Below are 20,849 nucleotides of genomic sequence, written 5' to 3' on the forward strand. Positions count from 1 at the left end.
ACGCCTGAGTTGCGACTACCGGGGCCGCGCCCGGCGTAACCCCTCTGTTATCAAGGTGATTCAGTTCTGATGCCCGTGGCCGCGCCGCCGCCACTCGCGTGGGGGCACGCCGTGCGTGCGGCGAAACTGGCGGCTGAAGTATCCAGGGTCGGCCATTCCCACCCGCGTGGCGACCTCTGAGACGGCCAGGTCCGTCTCACCCAGCAGGTCGCGAGCCCGGCTCATCCTGCGCTCGTTGATCCACTCGCCGACCGTGCGACCGGTCCGCCGGCGCACCAGCGTGGTGAGGTGACCCGCTGTCATCCCGACCTCGTGGGCGACGTCGCTGAGCGAGAGCGGCTCGGACAACCGGCGGTCGATCACCGAGAACACCTCGGCCAGCAATGGCTCGCCGCTGCGCCGCAGGTCGCTCACGATGTCGTCGGCGAGGCGGGCCAGATCGATGAGCAGCAGGGTCAGATGGGCCAGTACCGCTTGGCGGTAGCCTTCACGCCGGGCGGCCAGCTCGTCCTCGATGGATCGGATGGTGTTGTCCCACAGCGGCTGTCGATCCGCCGGAACATGCAGTTGCAGCAGCCCGCCGGACCGGCCGTGGAGGAACGGGAACAGCAGGGGATGAGCCTGGCAGGTGGGCCAGGGCGAGGCGGCGTCGTGCCCCAGCGCAGCGGGGTCGAAGAACACGCCGACGCCGTCGTCCTCGGCGGTCAGCGGCCGTGGGTCGATCACCTCGCCTGCCGCGACCACGTAGATGACCCCGTCGGTCGGTACGTACCAGAGCACCGGAAAGTCGTGTATGTGTGGCCGGTGTTCGGGGAATTCCGCACGCCGGCCGCGGGTCACCGACACCGGCGGCGCGTCGCGGTCGGTCCAATATCGGTAGACCGGGACACCATCGCGGTGGCGAACCAATCGGGACGCATCGGACATAGCGCCAAAGATAATCCTGATATCGCCAACCTTCACCCAACTAACCCTGCCCAGAAGGCTGGATCATGGATTTCATGACAGAACATCGTCCACATCTTCTGAAGAGCCGGCATGACTACCTGCCTGCCGCAGGCCACGACGCCTTCCTGCCCGGCTACGACCTGCTGACGCGGGTCTTGGGGATGAACCCCGCCTATCGCGAACTGGTCACCCAGGCCGGGCTGACAGCCGGCCAGCGGGTGATCGAAATAGGTTGCGGTACCGGAAATCTGACTGTGCGCGTCAAGAAAGCTTGTGCCACGGCCGATATCGTCGCCACCGACCCCGACCCACGGGCACTACAGCGGGCGCAGCGAAAGACCAAGGGGATGACCGGTGTCCGCTTCGAACGTGCCTACGCGCAGGAATTGCCGTTCGATGACGGTGGGTTCGACGTGGCGCTGTCTTCGATGATGCTGCACCACCTCGACGAGGCGACCAAGGCGGCCGCCGCCGCCGAAGTGTTTCGGGTCCTGCAGCCCGGCGGCGTATTACACGTCGTCGACGTTCGCGGCGACGCTCTGCCGCAGCTGTTGGAGAAGGCCGGATTCGATTGCGCGGTAGTGGGTTATGGGAACATCCGGCTGGCCGGCAAGCTTACGTACCTCCGCGCTACTCGTCCGGCGTGAACGCGGCGGGCTCAGCCAACGGGATGAGCAGTCTCGACGGTGTGTCTCCGCCCTGACGGATTCGGTACGTTCCCGCGACCAGTGCCTCCCGCGCGGGCTGCGTGGGGACGAGGTGCGGGAAGTCATAGGTGGTCAGGGTCAGCCGCAACCGGTGGCCCGGTGCGATCGACGCGGCGGTGGGGAAGATCTCCAGGTCATAGCGGGTGAGCTCGCCACGCACGACCGGTTCGGCGGCGGCGCGGGTACTGATGTGATGCGCCCGCAGCACTTCTCCTTCTGGCCCATCCGGCAGGTACCACGTCTTGTCCGGATCCAGGGCCCGATGTGAGCCGAGCAGCGCACCCTGGGTCAGCGGCCGACTGGCCCCGTCCGGGGCGACATCGTCGAGATGGGCCACCCACAGGGTCTCGGTCGTGTCAGCCGTTGCGTGCACGGTCAGAGTGATCGGACCTGCGATCAGTCGGGTTTCGGTGAACTCTTCTGTGGTGTAGGTCAGGGCCTCACGCTGCAGGCGACGGTTGTCCAGGTCGTAGCGGATGCGCCGTCCGGTCTGGGCAGCCATGAAACTGCCCATGCCCAGCGTCCACTGTTCGAGGCTGCGGCCGGAGATGGGCCCACGTACCGCATAGCGCAGGACGGCGTCGGTCTGCTCGGCAGTCGGCTCGGTGACGAGTTGCCCGCCCTCGGCCAGGTACAGCCGCGTTGGCGTGGCCTCAGGGAACGGGTAATCCTCTGCCTGAAACCATTTCGAGCTGCCGATGGCCTGGAAGCGGATGGGCGGGCCGGTGACTGCGGCGTCGGTGTCGTCCTTGAGCCAGCGGTCGAACCAGCGGAGCTGCAACGCATGGACGTGCAACCCGTCCATGTCCGAGACGTGGTACCAAGGCCCCATCATCAATTGGACCCGGTCCGAGAGCGGCTGGCCGGGCTCCATGGGAGCGTTGGGCGGCCGGCCGGTGTAGGCGTTCTGCAGCGCGGTGTAGTTCAGCGGAGCGCCGCGCTGGAAAGCGTCGTGCCAGCCGCCGATCAGGAACACGGCGACCTTGTTCTTCGCGATGTCGGGCAATACGTCCGACGCCCGCATGGTGTCCCAGAACGGCCCGTCGAACGCGGTGTCCCCACCGGCGGTGGCGTCGCCGATCATGGTCTTGAAGTACTGCCGCTGGTCACGTCCGCGTTGGCGCACCGCGGCCAGGCCTCCGGCGCGAGGCCGTTCGTGAGTGCCGCGTTTGGCGAACTCCAGCACCGGGTTGACCACGTTCAGCAGTGAGTAGACAGCCCCGTAGGCGCGCACCGTGCGCATGTGCGGCACCCCGCCCATCGTGACGACATCGCGGTAGAAGTCATTGCCTGCCATCACCGGGAAGATCGCCTTCAACGGTGAGTCGGGGCCGACCGCGGCGGCGGTGAGCAGCTGGTTGATGGCCAGGTACGAGATGCCGAACATTCCGACCCTGCCATTGGAATTCGGCAGCGTTGCAGCCCAATTCACCAGGTCGACGCCGTCCTGGACCTGCATGGCGCCCAGCATCTCGAACGATCCGCCCGAGGCTCCGGTGCCCCGGACGTCGGCCATCACCTCGATGTAGCCGCGCCGGATCAGGTACGGGGTGGCCCCGCCGCCGATCTGGGCGGCCGGGGGCGGGGCCTTCTTGCCGTAGGGGGTGATGGACAACAGCACCGGGAACGGTCCCGGTGCCGGCGCCCCGGTCTCGGGAACTGTCGGGTAGTGGATGTCGGCCCGCAGCACGGTGCCGTCGGAGGCGCGGATCGCGACGTTGTGGTGGACGCCGATCCCATAGCGAGCCGGCGGTGGTGTCCAGGCCGGTTCCAGCGGAGACGGGTTGCGCTTACGGACGCGGGTCGCCGTTTGCCCGGCCACCTTCTTGCCCCGGTTTCCTCGGACCACCTGCCACGGGTTCGCCATCCGTCCTCCTTGACGTGTGTCGGCTTACCTCCACGCTATCCAGTGGACTACCCGGCCATGAACTCCGAGTAGGCCGAGGCCAGCTCGGGGGAGAGCGCAGTCACGTTGCACGTACGCTGCGTGTCCCCGATGGGGGCCAGGATGCCGCGCAGGTCGTTGTACTCCTGCGGGTTGGCGGTGAAGTAACCGCGCAGCGTGGCCGCGGCCTGCGGACGCGGCTGGGTGAACGCGGTGGTCACTGCCTGGTTGGCACCGGGGTGACTGTCGAGGTACGCGCGAGCGGCACCGGTGGTGCTGCTGACGGTGCCCGCCACCCCGCTGGCGCTGCAGTCGGGTGCGGCAGCTGCGCTCGGTGCGCCGATCATCGCGGCGGCGACGCCGCCGAGCAGGCCCGCGGCACAAGCGCCGGCAATTCCACGGCGCGCGGTGATACCAGTGAATTTCATGATCATTTTCCTTCGGGATTCTGGGATTCTCATTGGGTCGCGATCCGTGATCGCTTTCCCCGGCCCGAATTCGAAAGTAACCGCATCGTCGTCGAGCAAAACCTCTGCACTGTGAAACAGCTGTGACGGGTGTGGATGTGTTACGCCGGGCGACCGTGAATTGCGCCTCAGTCTCGCCCAATTCGGGCCGATGATCTTGAAATGTCTCAGAGACCGGGCGTCATTCTTAATTGATCGTGATGTGCGGCTACGGGCGTAGTAACCGAATCGTTATCCGGCCGACCTTCAGCAAACCGCTGTGGTCTACCGTTTGAGCGTTAGCCCGGCAAGCGAGTTTCGCAGCCCTCCATCGCGGTAGATCTGCACGCCTGCCACGGCCAGCATCACCGCAGCGGTTGCCAGGTGCACGATCGCATCCGTGGTGTTGTTGGGGAAGGCGAATATCAGGGCCACCTGATTGGAGAAGAACGCCCAGATTCCGGGCAGCGCCCCAGCCACCGCGGCCAGCAGGAGATAGAGCACGGCCCACGATTTTCGCCAACACAGCACCAGGCCGGGGCCGAACAACGCCAGGCCGGCCACCGCATGCCAACCGTTGTAATCCATGCCCAGAATCGGTGTGGTCGGCGCATCCGGTCCGATGGCGAAACTCGGCTCGGCAATGAATCCGATGATTGCCTGGACGACGTGGAACAGCGAGATGATCAGCAGTCCCCATTGCGCGAAACTCCACTGCCGACCTCGCACGCGAGGAGGACTGTTGGACACAGTCCGGACGTTACGTCTACTACAGCGTGTAGTCAACGGTTCGGTCGTAGGGGCGGGGCGGTCACCAGGTGTCGATGAACCGTGCACGAGGTGCAGGGCGTTCATGCTGCGCGGCCGCGGCCAGCGTGGCCGCGATCAGCCCCCGGGTTTCGGCCGGGTCGACGACGTCGTCGATCTCGAACAACGATGCGGAGTTGAGCGCCCGGGCGTTCTCTTCGGCGGCCGCGGTGGCCGCCCGCACGGCCTGCTCGCGTTCGTCGTCGTCGGCGATTGCCTCCAGCTCCTTGCGTAGACCCAGGCGGACGGCACCCTCCAATCCCATCGGGCCGAGGTGCGCGCCGGGCCAGGCCACGGTGAGCAGCGGTTCATGGAGGCTTCCGCCGCACATCGCCTGTGCCCCAAGGCCGTAACCGCGCCGCAGGATCACCGCGACCAACGGCACCGTCAGCGCCGCCCCGGCCACCAGCATCCGGGAACCGCGTCGCACCAGGGCTTCGGCTTCGGCCGCCGGGCCGACCATGTATCCCGGACAGTCCACCAGCGACACCACCGGCAGGCCGAACGCGTTGCACAGCTGCAGGAACCGGGCGGCCTTGTCGGAGGCCGCGGCGGTGATGGCACCGGCCATCACCATGGTGTTGTTGGCGATAATGCCCACGGGCCTGCCGTCGATGCGGGCCAGCGCGGTCACCATCTCCGGGGCGAACTTCTCGCGCAGAAAGGTCACCGAGCCGGCATCGGCCAGTGTCTCGACGATGGGCGCCACCGGGTAGGCGCGCCGGGCTCGTTCGGGAATCATTGTGCGCAGGTCGGTTTGATCGGCCACGGGGCCAGGTCCGGTCGGTCCGGTGAAGTAGCCCATCAGCTTCCGGGTGGCAGCGACGGCCTGTGCCTCGTCCGCGACCACGACGTCGACGACGCCGTTGGGCGCCTGCACCGAGATCGGGCCGACGTCGTCGGGGGCGACCTCACCGAGGCCACCGCCGGCGATCATCGCTGGTCCGCCCATCCCGATCGAGCTGTCCTGGGTGGCGACGATCAGGTCGGCGGCTCCCGCGATCACCGCGTTGCCCGCGAAGCACCGGCCTTTGACCACGGCGATGCGGGGCACCAGGCCGGACAGTCCGGCCCACAACGCGAACGCCCGGATCTCCAGCGACGAGACCGTCGGGATGTCGGTGTCGCCGGGGCGTCCACCGCCGCCCTCGGCGAAGAACACCGTCGGCAACTTGAGCCGCTCGATGATCTCGAACAGCCGGTCCTTCTTGCGATGGCCGATGGCGCCCTGGGTTCCGGCCAGCACGGTGTAGTCGTACGAGAGCACCGCGCATGCGGCGCCGTCGATCCGCGCGGTTCCGGCCAGTAGACCATCGCCGGGGGTGCGTTCGATGAGGTCGTCCAGGCTGCGACGCTGTTTCTGCGCCGCGATCGCGAACCGCCCGTACTCGACGAACGAACCGTCATCGATCAGGTCGGCGATGTTCTCCCGGGCGGTGCGGCCACCGGCGGCGTGACGGCGGCCGACCGCGTCGGGCCGGCCGGCATCCTCCGTCAGCGCCCTCCGGCGCAGCAGTTCGGCGAGATCGTCGCGGACAGCGTCGTCGGGCATCGGCAGGCTCCTGGAATAGCGGGCGTGCGGTCCGCGGTTGCGCACAGATGTGACCGCCACCTCATCTAACCCGTCGTTCGATCCGCACGAACTGTTGGCCGAGGCCGGCCTCGGCGTGTTGGCCACCATCAAGGCCTCGGGCATTCCGCAGCTGTCGCCGGTGACACCGTTCTACGACCGGGCCGCCGGCGTCATCTACGTGTCGATGACCGAAGGCCGGGCCAAGACGGTCAACCTGCGCCGTGATCCCCGGGCCGCGCTCGAGGTGACCAGCCCGGACGGCTGGGCCTGGGCCACGGCCGAAGGGCCGGTGACGCTCACCGGGCCGGGGACCGATCCGCACGGCCCTGAGGTCGAGGCGCTCGTCGACTACTACCGCAGCGCGGCAGGGGAGCACCCCGACTGGGACGAGTACCGGTCGGTGATGGTCTCCGATCGGCGGGTCCTGATGAAGCTGACCGTGGAGCGGGTGTACGGGGAGAAGCTGCGCTGACCTGAGGGACTCAGCCGACCGGCATCTCGGCCGCGATGCGGTCCAGCACCGCGGGATAGCGGTTGGCCTCGCGGTGCGCGCCGGGCTTGCCGCTGCTGACGATCGCGGCGGACAGGCTGCGCTGCGGATCGGCCCACACCGCGATGTCGACGAGCCCGGTGTGGCCGAACGCCGAGGGAGTGTTGCGGCCGAACGGCCCGAAGCGTTTTCCGCCGAGCATGTACCCCGTACCCCAGCGCATCGGCTTGAGTCCGGTCGCCACGTCGGGCCGCATTCGCCGGCACGGCGTGGTGGCGGCCTGCAGGGTTTCCGGCTTCATGATCCGGACCCCGTCGAGTTCGCCTCCGCGACGAAGGATCTCGGCGAATCGCGACAGTTCGTCGGCGTTCGAGACGGTGGTCGACGACGGGATCACGCTGGTGAGGAACAACGGGGTGTTGCTGAGCGGGATGATCCGGTCCAGTGTCCCGCCCACTGCCGCGCGGAACGCCGCGGCGATCGGCGCGGGCAGCGGTTTGCCGGTCACGTGGCTCGGCGCGACCAGCGGAACCTCTTCTGGGGCAACGCCGTAATTCGTCCACCGGAAACCCAGCGGATCCAGGATCTCGTCGGCCAGGATGTCGCGGATGTTGCGCCCGGTGGCCGCCGAGACGATCTCGCGGATCAGTGGGCCCCAGGTCAGTCCGTGGTAGATGTGCACCAGGCCCGGCCGGTACACGGGCTTGAGCAGGGCCAGTTGCTCCCGGGTGTACTCGCTGTCGTCGACGCGGGTGACGTCGGGACGCGGACCGGTGTGGATCGGGACTCCGGCGCTGTGGGTCACCACATGCCGGATGGTGGTGCGGTCCTTGCCGTGACTGGTGTAGCTGGGCAGATAGTCGCAGACCCGGTCGTCGAGGGAGAAGTGCCCCTGTTCGACGAGCATGTGCACGACGGTGGTGCTGATCGCCTTGGCGGCCGAGTAGACGCAGAACGGGGTCTGCGTGGTGACGGGGATCTTCTCGGCGTCCGGTGCGTCGTCGGGGCCGTTGCCCCAGCCGTGGCCGATGGCCCGGTTCAGCACGGTTTTTCCGTTGCGGCGCAGGCACACCTGGATGGCCGGGTGCATGCCGGATCCGTACCAGTACCGGACCGATTCCCAGACGCGCTCGACGGCGGACGGGTCGATGTCCGAATGGTCCTCGTCGCCGATGTCGGTGACCGCGTCGAGGTCGGAGGGCAGGGCGATCTTGCCCGTCGGGGCTTGTTGGTTCATTCGGTCTTCCTGGTCAGGGAGGCGGACAGGTGGTGCTGCAGTGGTTGTCCGACCGCGCCCATCTGCAGGTTGTACGTGAGTTCGTCGCCCGCCACCTGGATGGAACGCGACAGTGCCGCAACGTTTTTGGCCGAGGCGGTCAGTCCGATGGTGGTCGCCGCCAGCTCCATGTCGATGCGCCCGTCGACGACCCGCACGGTGCCTTCCTGGATCTCGGTGATGCCGGTCGGATGCGCCAGTACCCATTCGACCCGCCCCGGCGCCGGGATCCGCAGGTATCCGGTCTCGGCGTGCAGCGGTCGGCCGTCATCGCGGGCCTTGGTGCGCTGACTGTAGGTCAAGAACGGCTTGCCGACGTGGCCGAAGGTGATTTCTTCGAGGTACTCGAACGACTCGATCGTCGGATATTCACCGGCGCCGGGACCGGACCAGGTGCCGAGCAGGGGAGCCAGCACGGTCAAGTTCGGGTGGAGGTCAGGCACACCGACAGGGTACGGCGGTGGTCCGGCCGCACCCCATCACGTGGCGTCCGCCCAGGTCAGCCGCCGGTGTAGGCGGCGGCGGTGCGATCTGCCGCAGCGCGTGCCTGCGCCGGATCTTCTCCGGCCGCCAGGTCGGCCTGGTACCAGAGTTCACTCGCAGAGGTCATGAAACCGCGGCCCTCGTCGCCGGCCGCCCAGGCGGCACCCTCCTCCGGCGTGATGCGGTCGCCGCCGCTGAGGTATCCGGCGAGTCCGAGAAGTGCGGAGTCCCAACCGACTCCGACCGCCCCGGGGCCGAACTGCAACCAGAACTCGTCGTCGTCGCCGGAGTGCATGATGTGATCCAGCGTGAAAGTGGCCCGGCCCTCGCCGGCCTCGGTGATGGTGACTTCGACCCAACTGGTGGCGCCCATGGCCTCCCACGTGGTCGTGAAGGAGCGGGGCGGTTCGCAGGTCAGCACCTCTCCCGAGGCGTTGCCTTCCAGCTGGAAACGACCGCCCACCTGCAGGTCGCCGGTGATCGGCAGGAACCACCGGGGGATCCGCTCGATGTTGGTGCAGGCATCCCACAGATCGGCGGCATCGGTCGGATAGGTCTGGCTGACGCTCACGACCCGTGCCTCCCGGGCCTCGAACGTCGTGCGGCCCACACTGCGGCGGACCTCGTTGAGCTGATGTTGGACGTCGATCACTGGGAAGCCTCCTTGTTCGTGGTTGTTCTTCGGTCCCGCTTGCCGCGCGCGATCTCGGTCGCCAGCGCATCGAGGTGCGGTGTCCAGTTGCGCCGGAACCGCTCCAGCCACTGGTCGACCTCACGCAGTGGCGCGGTGTCGACGCTGTACAGCCGACGCGTGCCTTCGGCGCGAACATTGGCGAAGCCGTTGTCTCGCAACACCTTGAGATGTTGCGAGACCGCAGGCTGGCTGATATCGAACTCGGCCCGGATCACCTCGGTGATGGCGCCGGACGACAGCTCATCCGCCTGGATGAGCTCCAGGATCCGCCTGCGCACCGGGTCTCCGAGGATGTCGAAGGCGTGCACCTGACCAATCTAAAAGTTATTACTTATATAAGTCAAGGGTGATAATCAAGAGGTGTGCGCGATGACCATGGCCTGCGCTGTGGGCTCATCGAGCTGCGCCTGACGCGCCCGCTTGGTGGTCGCGTACACGATGAACCCCGTGGCCTCCAGGGCAGCGCACACCGCGGCCGTGTCGTGACGCAGGAACGTCAGCTCCACGTCCCGGCCGAAGGCGTGGTCATAGACCGCGGGCTCGCCGTCGGTCTGGAAGCCGAGCAACACCCAGCCGGGATCGCTCAGGACCCGGCGGTACTCGGTGAACAGTTCCGGCAGCGCCGCGGCGGGGGTGTGGATGATCGAGTACCAGGCACAGACCGCATCGAAGGTTTCCGGCACGTACGGGAGGTCGAACATGTCGGCGGTCCGAAACCGCACCTCCGGCCATTGCTGCTGGGCAAGAGACACCATCGCAGCCGAGCCGTCGATTCCTTCGGTCTGCAATCCGCACCCGGCGAGCTCGGCGGCGGCCTCACCGGGCCCACAGCCCACATCGAGGGCGGTTCGCCCGCCGGCCCGCGCCACCAGGTCGGCGAAGGACCGCAGAACCGCACGGTCGAAGGGCCGGGATTCGAATTCGCCGGCAAAGGTCCGGGCGTACTCGGGGGCGATCAACTCGTACTGGTCGTATGCCGGGCTACCCACAGGGTCACCCTAGGGTGCCATAACAGATGCCCTGCTCAGACTGCACGGTAGGGTTCCGCAGGTGAGCACGTCTGTCGAGCATGCCGCGCGCCTGCGCGGTGGTCTTGTCGGCGCGTGCTCCGCGCTGACCGCGACGGTCGCCCATACTGCGGCCGGGGGCATGGCTCCGGCGAGCAGTCCACTGATCGTGCTGTTGTTGCTGTGTGCGGCACTCGGTGCCGCAGTCGGTGGCGTGAACCCGCAGACGCGCCGGGCCAAGAGCGGCCTGCTCATTTGCGGCCTGGGCGCCGGGCAGTTGCTCGGTCACTTCGCTTTGGCAACGGCCGGCGGGCACCATCACGCGGCATCGTTGCTCAGCGCCCCCATGGTCGGTCTGCACGCCGCTGCCGCGGTGGGTCTGGGCCTGGTCATCGGTCTGGCCGAGTACCTCTACGTGGTCTGCTCCTCGGTGCTGTCCTGGCTGCGGATCTTCGCTGCCGCCAGGATCCGGCCGTCGGTTCGTACGCTCTGGTGGCCTTCGAATGTGGTTGTGGCGCGGCCTGTTCTGCTGCACACCGGGCTGGGGATGCGGGCACCGCCGGCGGCGCCCGCCATGGGCAGCTAACGCCCACTCCTTGAGCTGAGCCCGTCGTCGGTGACGGGCTGTTCCGCGTTGTGCCCCGTGCGCACCTCTCCACGGGTTCTCCTGAGCGAAAGCGTCACCATGACCATCACCCCTGACGATCAACTACGCGAGGAATCACCTCCGCCCGTCAAACGCCTTTCGATCCGCCCCCTTCTGGTGCGGTTGCACTTCTACGCCGGCGTATTCGTCGGACCGTTCATCCTGATCGCGGCTGTCACCGGCCTGCTCTATGCGCTGATCCCGCAGATCGACACATTCGTCAACCGGCACGAGCTGACGGTCGCGCAGGTGGGGACCGAGCGCCTGCCACTGGCGGACCAACTCGCCGCGGCCCGCCATGCCCATCCCGAGGGCACGGTGGAGAGCATCCGCCCGCCGGCCGCGCCTGACGAGACCACCCAGATCAGCCTGCTGGTGGGCCCGGAGTTCAAGGACGTTCCGCCGGACTACTCCCGCACGGTGTTCGTCGACCCGTACACCGGCGAGGTGCGCGGGGCGCTGACCACCTACGGGCAATGGATGCCGGTGCGGGCCTGGTTCGACGAGCTGCACCGCAACCTGCATCTGGGGGCAGTCGGCCGCAACTACAGCGAGCTGGCGGCCAGCTGGATGTGGGTGATCGTGCTGGCCGGGTTGGCGCTGTGGATCATGCGGCGTCGGGAGAACCGCGCGATGCGCGACCTGGTCCTGCCCGACCGGACGACCTCGGGGCGACGACGCACGCTGTCCTGGCACGGCGCGGTCGGCGTGTGGATAGTGGCGGTGCTGCTGGCGCTGTCGATTTCGGGTATCACCTGGTCCCGGTACGGCGGCGAGACGGTCAACGGCATCCAGGCGCAGCTGAACACCACGGCACCTGCCGTGGACACCGCGCTCTCCGGAGCCCCGGCCGCCCAACCGGCACATCACGGCCACCACGGCGGCAGGTCCGAGTTGGGCGGCGCGGACACCGTGCTGCGCACCGCCGAACAGGCCGGGCTGCGTGGTCCGATGTGGATGTACCCGCCGGCCGAAGCCGGTCAGGCCTGGAAAGTGGCCGAGCGCAAACGTGATTGGCCCACGCGCGCCGACGCGATCGCGGTCGACCCCGATACCGGCAAGGTCACTGATCGGGTCAACCTGTCACAGTGGCCCCTGCTGGCCAAGCTCACCGACTGGACGATCGACGCCCACATGGGCCTGTTGTTCGGGGTTGCCAACCAGATCGTGTTGGCGCTCACCATGGTCGGCCTGATCTCGGTCATCGTGCGCGGTTATCGGATGTGGTGGCAGCGCCGGCCTACCCGGGGTTCGGCCTGGGCGGTGGGTCGCGCACCGCTGCGCGGCACGCTGCGCCAATTGCCGCCCTGGGCCGGCGTGGCGGTGGTTGCCGTCGCCGTCGGCATCGGGTGGGCCCTGCCGTTGTTCGGGCTGAGCCTGCTGGCTTTCCTGTTGGTCGATGTCGCCGTGGCGTGGTGGAAAGGAAGATCAAATGTCTAGGGTTGCAGCTGTTCTGACGGCGACCGCGTTGACCTTGGCGGTCGGGTTGGCGGCCTGCACCGAGAGCCATCACGAGGAGAAGATGGCCGAGACGGTTCAGGTGAGTGAGCAGTGGGCCAGTGCGGCAGACGGTGGAATGACCGCGGTCTTCGGCAGGCTCACGAACACCGGGCACCACGACGCCCGCATCGTCTCGGCGACCTCGCCCGCAGCGGGCACGGTGGAATTACACGAGGTCGTCGGCGACGACAGCGGTTCGAAAACCATGCGGCCCAAGGAAGGCGGGCTCGCCATCGGGGCCGGGGCCACGCACGAGTTGGCGCCGGGCGGGGACCACCTGATGCTGATGGACCTGAAGGCCCCGCTGCAACCCGGTGCGGACGTCCCGGTCTCGCTGGTGTTCGAGGACGGCTCGTCGCTTCCGGTCACGGCCCAGGTGCGTGATTTCGCCGGGGGTGACGAGAACTATCAGCCGCCGTCACCTCACGGACATGGCTGATCGGTCGCGTCTGTCGGTCAACCGGCGCCGACTCCTCGCCGGAGGCGCCGCCGCCCTGGCCGGCGGTGCGGTGCTGAACCAATCCGGTGCAGCCCATTCCGCCACCGTGCGCAACGGTTTCGGAGTCGACGTCGAACCGTTCTACGGACCGCATCAAGGGGGGATCGCCACCGCGCCGCAGTCACACGGGCTGTTCGTGGCGTTCGATCTGAGCGACGGCGGAAGGCCTCCCGCAGGGCGCACCGAGCGGGAGACCGTCGCCGCGATCCTGCGGTTGTGGACGACGGATGCGGCCCGGTTGACGCAGGGCGCGCCCGCATTGGCCGACACCGAGCCCGAACTCGCCACCCGCCCAGCCAGATTGACCATCACGGTCGGCCTGGGGGTCGGGCTGCTCGACCGGATCGGCGCGACCGGTGCCCGGCCACCGTCGGCGCGTGAGTTGCCGTTGTTCGACGTGGACCGGCTCGAACAGCGGTGGTCCGGGGGCGACCTGCTGTTGCAGATCTGTGCCGACGATCCGGTGACGGTGGCCCATGCCAACCGGGTACTGACCAAGAACGTCCGGTCGATGGCGGCGCCGCGGTGGCGGCAGGCCGGATTCCGCAATGCCCGCGGGGCCGACGCCGGCGGCACCACCATGCGCAACCTGATGGGGCAGGTCGACGGCACCGCGAATCTGGCGGCCGCCGACTTCGACGATCTGGTCTGGATGTCGGGACCGGCACACCCGGGACTGGTCGGCGGCACGTTGTTGGTCATCCGACGCATCGCGATGCACCTGGACACCTGGGATGAGCTGGACCGCCGGAGCAAGGAGTTCACCGTCGGGCGCACCCTGGATTCAGGTGCTCCCCTGACCGGCAGCCGCGAGCATGACGAGCCAGATTTCGCGTTGACACATAACGGGATTCCGGTCATCCCGCAGAACTCGCACGTCGCGCTGGCCCACCATCGGGGCACCCGCGAGCGGTTCCTGCGCAGGCCCTACAACTACGACGATCCGGCAGAACCCGGCCAGACGTCGAACAGCGGGTTGATCTTCGCGACTTTCCAACGCGACATCGACGAGCAGTTCTTGCCGGTGCAACGGCGTCTTGCGCAGTTCGATGCGCTGAACCAGTGGACCACCGCAATCGGCTCGGCGGTGTTCGTGGTGCCCGGTGGAGTGCGGACACCCGACGATTACCTGGGGCAGGAGTTGGTCGGCTGAGTTCAGGCCACCTGGTGCGAGAAATGGACCGACTCTGAGCTGACGATTGCACTCCACAGAGCACAGACCGCTGATCTACGCTCGCGGTATGACCGATCACGACAAAGCCGCGGCGCGGCGCGAAATTGCCGACGCTCTGCTCAACGCCCTGAACCGGCGCCACGAGGTGCTCGACGTGATCGTGGATGCCGACGATCGGGCTGCCGCCGTCGAGGCGGTTGCCCAGCTTCTCGGCACCTCACACCTGGCGTCGGAGGCGGTGGTGGGGCTGTCGTTCGCGCAGATCACGAAGGATTCGCGGCGGGGGATCGCCGCCGAACTCGACGACTTGAACAGCCAGCTCAGCTTCACGGTGTCCGAGCGTCCGGCGGCCTCGGGTGAATCGCTGGAGTTGCGGGCGTTCGCCGCCGATACCGACCGCGACATCTTCGTCGCCCGGACCACTGACGTGGGTGCTTCCGGCGACGGATCGGGTGCCCCGGCGGCCGATGTCGACGACGAGATCCGCGCGGCGCTGCGCCGGGTGGACGCCGAAGAGGCCGTCTGGTTCGTGGCGTTGGAGGGCAACGAGAAGGTCGGCATGGTGTTCGGTGAGCTGACGCACGGAGAAGTCAACGTCCGGATCTGGATCCATCCGGACTTCCGCAAGCGCGGCTACGGTACCGCCGCCCTGCGCAAGTGCCGCTCGGAGATGGCGACGTACTTTCCTGCTGTGCCGATGGTGGTGCGGGCCCCGGGGGCCGCACCCCGGGCCTGACCCGTCTGACCCGTCTGAGGTCAGGCGGAAGGCGGGCGGAGCAGGCTCGCGACGATGGTGTGGGCCATGGTTTCGGCGCGCTGTCGCGAGTAGCTCTGTCCTTCGGAAAGCACCGGATAGACCACCCCGCCGAGCAGCGCATCGGCGGCCGCTGACGCCAGGTCGGGATCGATCTGCTCGGCGAGCAGCCGGGTGCGCACCGAGTCGAGTAGTGGACGGCTGAAACCTGCCCGCAGCCGCGCAGCGGTGTCCTCGTGTTCCAGTGAGGCGGCGGTCAGGATGCGCAGCATGGCGTTGCCGCGTTCCGTGGTCAGGGCGGACGCGAGCGTGCGGGCCCAGGAGACCAGGTCCGCGGTGACGTCGTCGGTGCGCGGCATGGTGGCCAGGATCTTGTCGGCGTCTTCCAGGAGCACGTCGGCGACCAGCGCGGGCCGGCTCGGCCACCAGCGGTAGATGGTCTGCTTGCCGACCCCGGCTCGGGCGGCGACGGCCTCGATGCTCAGCCCGTCAAAACCCCGCTCCAGCAGAAGTGCTCGGGTGGCCTCGATGATGGCGACCCGCGACTTCTCGCTGCGTCGTCGCGGAGCCGTCGCTTCCTCGGTGGTAGGGGTTCTCGGCATGTCCTCGTTGGTCCTTTGCAGGGATCTTTACACGGAAAGCTACCCACCGTAGTCTCCCACAAGACGAGACGTAGCGTCTCGTGAATTTCGGAGAGCAACGAACGCAAGGGCGCATGGCAACAAAGAAACTGGTCATCGGGGCCAGCGGTTTCCTCGGGTCGCATGTCGCCAGGCGACTGGTCGAGCGCGGCGAGGATGTTCGGGTGCTCATCCGCAGCACCAGCTCCACCCGCGGGATCGACGACCTCGACGTGGAGCGGGTCTACGGGGACATCTTCGACCCTGAGTCGGTGCGTTCCGCGATGGACGACTGCGACGTCGTGTACTACTGCGTCGTCGACGCCAGGGCCTGGCTCAGCGACCCGGCCCCGCTGTGGCGAACCAACATCGAAGGGCTGCAAGAGGTTCTGGACGTCGCGGTCGAGGCTGGTCTACGGAAGTTCGTCTTCACCAGCTCGATCGCCACCGTCGGCATCGCCGAATCCGGGCTTGCCACCGAGGATCTGCCGAACAACTGGCTCGACGTGGGCGGCGACTACGTGCACACCCGGGTGCTCGCCGAACAGATGGTGCTGCGCTATGCCCGCGAGCACGGTCTGCCCGCGGTCGCGATGTGTGTGTCCAACACCTACGGACCTGGCGACTGGTTGCCGACGCCCCACGGGGGTCTGGTCGCCGCCGCGGTACGGGGCAAGATGCCGTTCTACGTCAAGGGCGCGGCAGCCGAGACCGTCGGCATCGCGGACGCCGCCGAGGCACTGGTCCTGGCCGGCGAACGGGGCCGCGTCGGCGAGCGTTACATCGTGTCCGAACGCTTCATGACCGCTCAGGAGATCTACCAGACCGCCTGCGCGGCGGTCGATGTCGAGCCGCCCCGGCGTGGGATTCCGGTCCGTGTGCTGGCCGCCGCAGGCGCGGTGGTCGATCCCCTGGCCCGGCTGCGCAAGAAGGAGAACCAGCTCAGCCCGCTGACCGTGCGGCTCATGCACGTGATGTCGCCGATGGATCACGGCAAGGCGGTCCGCGAACTCGGCTGGCAGCCGAGGCCGACGACGGAGTCCATCGTCGAAGGCGCCCGATTCTTCGCCGCCAGGAGGCGCGCATGACCCACGTGTCCATCGCTCTGACCCCGGAGCAACAGCAGCTCCGTCAGGCCGTCGAGCAGTTCGCGGCCCGGCACGCGCCGATCGATGTCACCCGGGCCGAGTTGGAGGATCTGGCAGCGGGCCGACCACCAGCCTGGTGGGACATATTCGTGGACAACGGCTTCCATGCTGTTCATCTACCGGAATCGGTCGGCGGTCAGGGCGGCGGACTGGAGGACATGGCCTGCGTACTGGAGGCTGCGGGCTCGGCGCTGCTGCCGGGGCCGCTGCTCACCACCGCGATCGCCGGGGCTGCGGTGGCTGCCCTGGACGGCGCGGCCGCATCAACCCTCCTCAAAGAGATCGCCGCGGGCGCCCGCGCGGTCGTGCTGTCCGGTGAGCACTGTGCCTTCGCGGCCCGGCGTGACGGTGACGGCTGGCGTCTGACCGGGTCGTCCGGGCCGGCCCTGGGGATCTGCTCGGCACAGCGTGTCGTGGTGCCCTTCACCGACGAGACAGACGGCCTGACCTGGGCAGTGCTGAATCCGGCTGAGGCGCAGGTCGAATCGCGTCGGGGCACCGATCTGACCACCGATCTGGGCATCCTGCATCTGCACGATCTGGCGGTGCCTGCCGGTGCGGTCCTGCCCGGGCTCGACGCCGGCTGGGTCGGCGATCTGACCGTCGCCTTCACCGCGGCGACAGCAGCCGGCATCACCCAGTGGTGTGTGGACACCGTGACCGAGCATCTGCGCACGCGAGAACAGTTCGGCAAGCCGATCGGGACGTTCCAGGCGCTGCAACACAAGGCGGCGATGCTGCTCGTGAACAGTGCGCTGGCGACAGCAGCGGCCTGGGATGCGGTGCGTGCCCTTAACGGATCCGCGGACACCGACCAGCATCGACTGACCGCCTGCTCGGCCGCGGTGAGAACGGTCATGCCGGTTCCCGGCCTCGTCCTTGAGGCACTCACCATGCTCGGGGCGATCGGCTTCACCTGGGAACACGACCTGCATCTGTACTGGCGGCGAGCCACCAGTCTGGCCGCCTCGATCGGTCCGGTGTCGCGGTGGACCCGCGAACTCGGCGAGCTGTCGGCCACCGTCACCCGCGACCTGACGGTGAAACTCGGCGACTCCGATGCCGACTTCCGGGCGCGCGTCGCCGAGGTCCTGGACCGCGCACTAACGCTGTCCGACAACGGCTTCGGATTACAGGACGATCGCGGTGAGTCCCCCGTCGGCGACCGGCGCAACCTGCTGGCCGACGCCGGAATGATCACACCGCACTGGCCCGCGCCGTGGGGATGCGATGCCAGCGTGCGCCAGCAGCTCATCGTGGACGAGGAGTTCGGCAAGCGCACCGGCCTGGCGCGACCCTCGATCGGTATCGCCGAATGGATCCTGCCGAGCGTCATCGCGGCCGGATCTGCCGAACTGCAGGAGCGTTTCGTGCCCGCGACGCTGCGGGGCGACCTGTCCTGGTGCCAGCTGTTCAGTGAGCCGGGTGCCGGCTCCGACCTGGCCGCCCTGAGCACCCGGGCCGTGCGGGTCGAGGGCGGCTGGCGCATCAACGGGCACAAGATCTGGACGTCGCTCGCACATCGGGCCGACTACGGTGCGCTGCTGGCCCGCACCGACCCCGACGCCCCCAAGCACCGCGGCATCGGCTACTTCATCCTCGACATGCGTTCACCCGGAGTCGAATTCAAGCAGATCACCCAGTCCAGCGGGCGCGCCGAGTTCAACGAGGTGTTCCTGACCGACGTGTTCGTGCCCGACGAGATGCTGCTCGGGGACCCGGTTTCGGGCTGGCAGTTGGCGATCAGCACCATGGCCCACGAACGGGTGGCGATCAGCGGCTACGTCCACATCGACCGGATGGGCGCACTGCGTGAACTCGTCGCGGTCAGCCCCGATCCCGACCCGGTCCTGCACGCCATCGGCGAGATCGACGCCTACACCAACGCGCTCAAGGCACTGGGGGTCCGCGAGACGTTGCGCCTGCTCGACGGGCAGCCCCCCGGTCCGGCGTCGAGCATCGCCAAGGTGGCCACCAACGTGATGCTGCGCCGTGCGGCCGAACTCACCCTCGGCCTCACCGGACCGCTTGCCCTGGAACAGGACAGCCAACCGGCCGTGGTGGCGCCTTACCTGGACCTTCCCGCCGAGTTGATCGGCGGCGGCACCACCGAGATCCAGCTCAACATCATCGCCCAGCTGATCCTGGGACTACCCCGTAAGTGAGGAGTGAGTATGAGACCGCGTAGGGGATTACAAGGCGACGCCGCGATCGTCGGCTACGTCGAGTTGCCGCCCGAACGCCTGTCGAAGGCCGCACCGGCTCCGTTCACCCTCGAACAATGGGCACTGCTGGCAGCAGCGGCACTGGAGGATGCCGGTCTGTCCGCCGAGGAGGTCGACGGCATCGTCACCTCTCATCTGGGCGAGTCGGAGATCTTCGTACCTTCCACCGTGGCCGAATACCTCGGTGTACGAGCGAACTTCGCAGAGTTGCTGGACCTCGGCGGGGCGAGCGCCGCAGGAATGGTGTGGCGGGCGGCCGCCGCAATCGAACTCGGCCTGTGCGACGTGGTGCTGTGTGCCCTGCCTGCGCGTTACATCACCGCGTCCTCCGAGCTGAAACCGAAGGCACTGACCGATGCGGTGTTCTTCGGTTCGTCCAGCAACCAATTCGGCTCGCCGCAGGCCGAATTCGAGATTCCCTACGGCAACCTCGGTCAGAATGGGCCATACGGGCAGGTGGCCCAACGTTATTCCCACGAGTACGGCTACGACGAGCGGGCGATGGCCAAGATCGTGGTGGATCAACGGGTCAATGCCAACCACACCGACGGTGCCATCTGGAAAGACACCCCGCTGAGCATCGAGGATGTGCTGGCCAGCCCGGTGATCGCCGATCCGCTGCACATGCTGGAGATCGTGATGCCGTGCGTCGGTGGGGCCGCGGTCGTCGTGGCCAGCGCCGAGGTGGCTGCTCGTTCCCGCAACCGGCCGGTGTGGATCAAGGGTTTTGGTGAACACGTGCCCTTCAAGACCCCTACCTACGCCGAGAATCTGTTGGACACGCCGATGCGCAAGGCTGCCGATACCGCGTTCGGGATGACCGAGCTGACGCGCGACCAGATGGACATGGTGTCGATCTACGACTGCTACACGATCACCGTGCTGCTCAGCCTGGAGGACGCCGGATTCTGCGAGAAGGGCAAGGGCATGTCCTTCGTGTCCGATCACGACCTGACCTTCCGCGGTGATTTCCCGCTCAACACCGCAGGCGGCCAACTCGGTTTCGGGCAAGCAGGATTGGCTGGCGGCATGCACCACGTGTGTGACGCCACCCGCCAGATCATGGGCCGTGCCGGCGCGGCCCAGGTCAGCGATTGCAATCGCGCGTTCGTGTCCGGTAACGGCGGCATCCTGTCCGAGCAAACCACTCTGATCCTGGAAGGCGACTGAAACCGATGACCGCATTCACCCGGCCGATGCCGGTGAAAACCCCTACCAGCGCGCCCTTCTGGGATGCGCTCGCGCAGCACCGCATCGTCATCCAGTACTCGCCGTCGACGCAGGCCTATGTGTTCTACCCCCGCGTGCTGGCGCCCCGCACCCTAGCCGGTGACCTGGAGTGGCGGGAGATCTCGGGGATGGGCACCTTGTATTCGTTCACCGTGGCCCGCCGGCCGGTGGGCCCGCACTTCGCCGATGCCGTTCCGCAAATTCTGGGTATCGTGGAATGGGATGAGGGTCCGCGGTTCTCGACAGAACTCGTTGACGTCGCACCCGAGGAAATCTGTGTCGGTATGCGGGTCAAGCCCGTTTTCTGCGACTACCCGGACGCCTTTGCTGGGACCGGTGTGACAATGCTGCGCTACACGCGGGCTTGATCACATCACTTGGCAGGAGGCTCACAGGAGTGGAGTATGGAGTCATGCTAACCATACGAAAACTCATGGGGTCAGTGTTCGTAGCGGGAGCCGCGGTGGCGATTGCAGCAGGACCGACCGCCGCACTTATGACTGACGCGCCCGCGACGACGATCAGTGCTCAACCCAGCGGCGGCGGTGACGCCGGCGGTGGCGGTGGCTGCGACAGCGGCCCCGGCTGGAATGGTTGCGGTGGTTGGAACCCGGCCCAGGGTGGCTGGGGCCACGGCTGCTTGAACGGCATCTGCGGTGGCTGGGACGGCCAGCGCGGTTGGGGCAACTGACACCCCGAGGTGACCATCCCGGCCTGAGCCTGCCGGGATGGATCAC

The 20,849-nt window shown here is 67.6% G+C and carries 23 protein-coding genes; 12 read left to right on the top strand and 11 right to left on the bottom strand.

The window, feature by feature from the left end:
- Positions 1–60: 60 nt before the first annotated feature.
- Positions 61–927, bottom strand: a complete 867-nt coding sequence (locus AC4ELS_RS15450; protein ID WP_499048031.1) for a helix-turn-helix transcriptional regulator — start codon at positions 925–927, stop codon at positions 61–63.
- 74 nt (positions 928–1,001) lie between these two features.
- Between AC4ELS_RS15450 and AC4ELS_RS15455 the strand changes: the two genes are divergently transcribed.
- Positions 1,002–1,595, top strand: a complete 594-nt coding sequence (locus tag AC4ELS_RS15455) for a class I SAM-dependent methyltransferase (protein WP_498884923.1) — start codon at positions 1,002–1,004, stop codon at positions 1,593–1,595.
- On the opposite strand, the gene AC4ELS_RS15460 is transcribed toward AC4ELS_RS15455, so the two are convergent.
- From AC4ELS_RS15460 to AC4ELS_RS15475, 4 genes are all read right to left on the bottom strand, one after another.
- A complete protein-coding gene (locus tag AC4ELS_RS15460; protein ID WP_499048258.1) occupies positions 1,579–3,390 on the bottom strand; it encodes a CocE/NonD family hydrolase in 1,812 nt (603 codons plus the stop codon). The genes AC4ELS_RS15455 and AC4ELS_RS15460 overlap by 17 nt on opposite strands.
- Positions 3,391–3,569: 179 nt before the next feature.
- On the bottom strand, positions 3,570–3,968 hold the full coding sequence (locus tag AC4ELS_RS15465) for a heme-binding protein (protein ID WP_064887517.1): 399 nt from the start codon (positions 3,966–3,968) through the stop codon (positions 3,570–3,572).
- Between the two features lie 303 nt (positions 3,969–4,271).
- The gene (locus AC4ELS_RS15470) at positions 4,272–4,736 is read right to left on the bottom strand and encodes a DUF4383 domain-containing protein (RefSeq protein WP_236734931.1); all 465 of its coding nucleotides are present in this window, start codon (positions 4,734–4,736) and stop codon (positions 4,272–4,274) included.
- Between the two features lie 61 nt (positions 4,737–4,797).
- Positions 4,798–6,345: an acyl-CoA carboxylase subunit beta gene (locus AC4ELS_RS15475; protein WP_448444647.1), complete on the bottom strand. Its 1,548-nt coding sequence runs from the start codon at positions 6,343–6,345 to the stop codon at positions 4,798–4,800.
- A gap of 49 nt (positions 6,346–6,394) precedes the next feature.
- Here AC4ELS_RS15475 and AC4ELS_RS15480 point away from each other — a divergent pair, with 49 nt between their 5' ends.
- Positions 6,395–6,838 carry a PPOX class F420-dependent oxidoreductase gene (locus AC4ELS_RS15480; protein WP_064958566.1) on the top strand — a complete coding sequence of 148 codons (444 nt, stop codon included), beginning with the start codon at positions 6,395–6,397 and terminating at the stop codon, positions 6,836–6,838.
- A gap of 10 nt (positions 6,839–6,848) precedes the next feature.
- Here AC4ELS_RS15480 and lipE read toward each other — a convergent pair whose 3' ends face one another.
- The 5 genes from lipE to AC4ELS_RS15505 are packed head-to-tail and all read right to left on the bottom strand — an operon-like array spanning position 6,849 to position 10,298.
- On the bottom strand, positions 6,849–8,093 hold the full coding sequence (gene lipE / locus AC4ELS_RS15485) for a lipase LipE (protein WP_064887469.1): 1,245 nt from the start codon (positions 8,091–8,093) through the stop codon (positions 6,849–6,851).
- Positions 8,090–8,575, bottom strand: coding sequence for a peroxynitrite isomerase (locus AC4ELS_RS15490; protein WP_064887467.1), 486 nt, complete (start codon positions 8,573–8,575; stop codon positions 8,090–8,092). Before AC4ELS_RS15490 ends, lipE begins: the two co-directional genes overlap by 4 nt.
- Before the next feature lie 56 nt (positions 8,576–8,631).
- Positions 8,632–9,267, bottom strand: a complete 636-nt coding sequence (locus tag AC4ELS_RS15495; protein WP_064958564.1) for an SRPBCC family protein — start codon at positions 9,265–9,267, stop codon at positions 8,632–8,634.
- Entirely contained in the window at positions 9,264–9,617 is a 354-nt protein-coding gene (locus tag AC4ELS_RS15500; RefSeq protein ID WP_064887463.1) for an ArsR/SmtB family transcription factor, read from the bottom strand. Before AC4ELS_RS15500 ends, AC4ELS_RS15495 begins: the two co-directional genes overlap by 4 nt.
- 45 nt (positions 9,618–9,662) lie before the next feature.
- Positions 9,663–10,298, bottom strand: coding sequence for a class I SAM-dependent methyltransferase (locus AC4ELS_RS15505; protein ID WP_499048033.1), 636 nt, complete (start codon positions 10,296–10,298; stop codon positions 9,663–9,665).
- A gap of 61 nt (positions 10,299–10,359) precedes the next feature.
- On the opposite strand from AC4ELS_RS15505, the gene AC4ELS_RS15510 reads away from it, so the two are divergent.
- The 5 genes from AC4ELS_RS15510 to AC4ELS_RS15530 all read left to right on the top strand — a co-directional run bounded on the left by AC4ELS_RS15510 (position 10,360) and on the right by AC4ELS_RS15530 (position 14,871).
- Positions 10,360–10,902 carry a hypothetical protein gene (locus AC4ELS_RS15510; RefSeq protein ID WP_499048035.1) on the top strand — a complete coding sequence of 181 codons (543 nt, stop codon included), beginning with the start codon at positions 10,360–10,362 and terminating at the stop codon, positions 10,900–10,902.
- A gap of 99 nt (positions 10,903–11,001) precedes the next feature.
- Positions 11,002–12,402 (top strand): PepSY-associated TM helix domain-containing protein, encoded by a 1,401-nt coding sequence (locus tag AC4ELS_RS15515; RefSeq protein WP_499048037.1) that lies wholly within the window; start codon positions 11,002–11,004, stop codon positions 12,400–12,402.
- Positions 12,395–12,901: a copper chaperone PCu(A)C gene (locus AC4ELS_RS15520; RefSeq protein WP_064887458.1), complete on the top strand. Its 507-nt coding sequence runs from the start codon at positions 12,395–12,397 to the stop codon at positions 12,899–12,901. The genes AC4ELS_RS15515 and AC4ELS_RS15520 overlap by 8 nt, the downstream gene beginning before the upstream one ends.
- Entirely contained in the window at positions 12,894–14,114 is a 1,221-nt protein-coding gene (locus AC4ELS_RS15525; RefSeq protein WP_498884935.1) for a Dyp-type peroxidase, read from the top strand. Before AC4ELS_RS15520 ends, AC4ELS_RS15525 begins: the two co-directional genes overlap by 8 nt.
- An 88-nt stretch (positions 14,115–14,202) precedes the next feature.
- Complete coding sequence (locus tag AC4ELS_RS15530) at positions 14,203–14,871, top strand: GNAT family N-acetyltransferase (protein WP_064958559.1); 669 nt, start codon at positions 14,203–14,205, stop codon at positions 14,869–14,871.
- Between the two features lie 20 nt (positions 14,872–14,891).
- Here AC4ELS_RS15530 and AC4ELS_RS15535 read toward each other — a convergent pair whose 3' ends face one another.
- A complete protein-coding gene (locus tag AC4ELS_RS15535; protein WP_498884938.1) occupies positions 14,892–15,491 on the bottom strand; it encodes a TetR/AcrR family transcriptional regulator in 600 nt (199 codons plus the stop codon).
- Between the two features lie 113 nt (positions 15,492–15,604).
- On the opposite strand from AC4ELS_RS15535, the gene AC4ELS_RS15540 reads away from it, so the two are divergent.
- The 5 genes from AC4ELS_RS15540 to AC4ELS_RS15560 are packed head-to-tail and all read left to right on the top strand — an operon-like array spanning position 15,605 to position 20,803.
- Positions 15,605–16,597: an NAD-dependent epimerase/dehydratase family protein gene (locus AC4ELS_RS15540; protein ID WP_463791755.1), complete on the top strand. Its 993-nt coding sequence runs from the start codon at positions 15,605–15,607 to the stop codon at positions 16,595–16,597.
- Between the two features lie 5 nt (positions 16,598–16,602).
- Positions 16,603–18,822, top strand: a complete 2,220-nt coding sequence (locus AC4ELS_RS15545; RefSeq protein WP_499048260.1) for an acyl-CoA dehydrogenase family protein — start codon at positions 16,603–16,605, stop codon at positions 18,820–18,822.
- A gap of 9 nt (positions 18,823–18,831) precedes the next feature.
- On the top strand, positions 18,832–20,052 hold the full coding sequence (locus AC4ELS_RS15550; protein ID WP_499048039.1) for a thiolase family protein: 1,221 nt from the start codon (positions 18,832–18,834) through the stop codon (positions 20,050–20,052).
- 5 nt (positions 20,053–20,057) lie between these two features.
- Complete coding sequence (locus AC4ELS_RS15555; protein ID WP_499048041.1) at positions 20,058–20,480, top strand: Zn-ribbon domain-containing OB-fold protein; 423 nt, start codon at positions 20,058–20,060, stop codon at positions 20,478–20,480.
- A gap of 44 nt (positions 20,481–20,524) precedes the next feature.
- Positions 20,525–20,803 carry a hypothetical protein gene (locus tag AC4ELS_RS15560; RefSeq protein ID WP_082449148.1) on the top strand — a complete coding sequence of 93 codons (279 nt, stop codon included), beginning with the start codon at positions 20,525–20,527 and terminating at the stop codon, positions 20,801–20,803.
- Positions 20,804–20,849: the final 46 nt, after the last annotated feature.

Source organism: Mycobacterium shunyiense (assembly GCF_058270035.1).

Coding starts and splice junctions, on each gene's coding strand:
- AC4ELS_RS15450 (WP_499048031.1), bottom strand. CDS start 927: ATGTCCGATGCGTCCCGATTGGTTCGCCACCGCGATGGTGTCCCGGTC.
- AC4ELS_RS15455 (WP_498884923.1), top strand. CDS start 1,002: ATGACAGAACATCGTCCACATCTTCTGAAGAGCCGGCATGACTACCTG.
- AC4ELS_RS15465 (WP_064887517.1), bottom strand. CDS start 3,968: ATGAAATTCACTGGTATCACCGCGCGCCGTGGAATTGCCGGCGCTTGT.
- AC4ELS_RS15475 (WP_448444647.1), bottom strand. CDS start 6,345: ATGCCCGACGACGCTGTCCGCGACGATCTCGCCGAACTGCTGCGCCGG.
- lipE (WP_064887469.1), bottom strand. CDS start 8,093: ATGAACCAACAAGCCCCGACGGGCAAGATCGCCCTGCCCTCCGACCTC.
- AC4ELS_RS15515 (WP_499048037.1), top strand. CDS start 11,002: ATGACCATCACCCCTGACGATCAACTACGCGAGGAATCACCTCCGCCC.
- AC4ELS_RS15520 (WP_064887458.1), top strand. CDS start 12,395: ATGTCTAGGGTTGCAGCTGTTCTGACGGCGACCGCGTTGACCTTGGCG.
- AC4ELS_RS15525 (WP_498884935.1), top strand. CDS start 12,894: ATGGCTGATCGGTCGCGTCTGTCGGTCAACCGGCGCCGACTCCTCGCC.
- AC4ELS_RS15530 (WP_064958559.1), top strand. CDS start 14,203: ATGACCGATCACGACAAAGCCGCGGCGCGGCGCGAAATTGCCGACGCT.
- AC4ELS_RS15535 (WP_498884938.1), bottom strand. CDS start 15,491: ATGCCGAGAACCCCTACCACCGAGGAAGCGACGGCTCCGCGACGACGC.
- AC4ELS_RS15540 (WP_463791755.1), top strand. CDS start 15,605: ATGGCAACAAAGAAACTGGTCATCGGGGCCAGCGGTTTCCTCGGGTCG.
- AC4ELS_RS15550 (WP_499048039.1), top strand. CDS start 18,832: ATGAGACCGCGTAGGGGATTACAAGGCGACGCCGCGATCGTCGGCTAC.
- AC4ELS_RS15555 (WP_499048041.1), top strand. CDS start 20,058: ATGACCGCATTCACCCGGCCGATGCCGGTGAAAACCCCTACCAGCGCG.
- AC4ELS_RS15560 (WP_082449148.1), top strand. CDS start 20,525: ATGCTAACCATACGAAAACTCATGGGGTCAGTGTTCGTAGCGGGAGCC.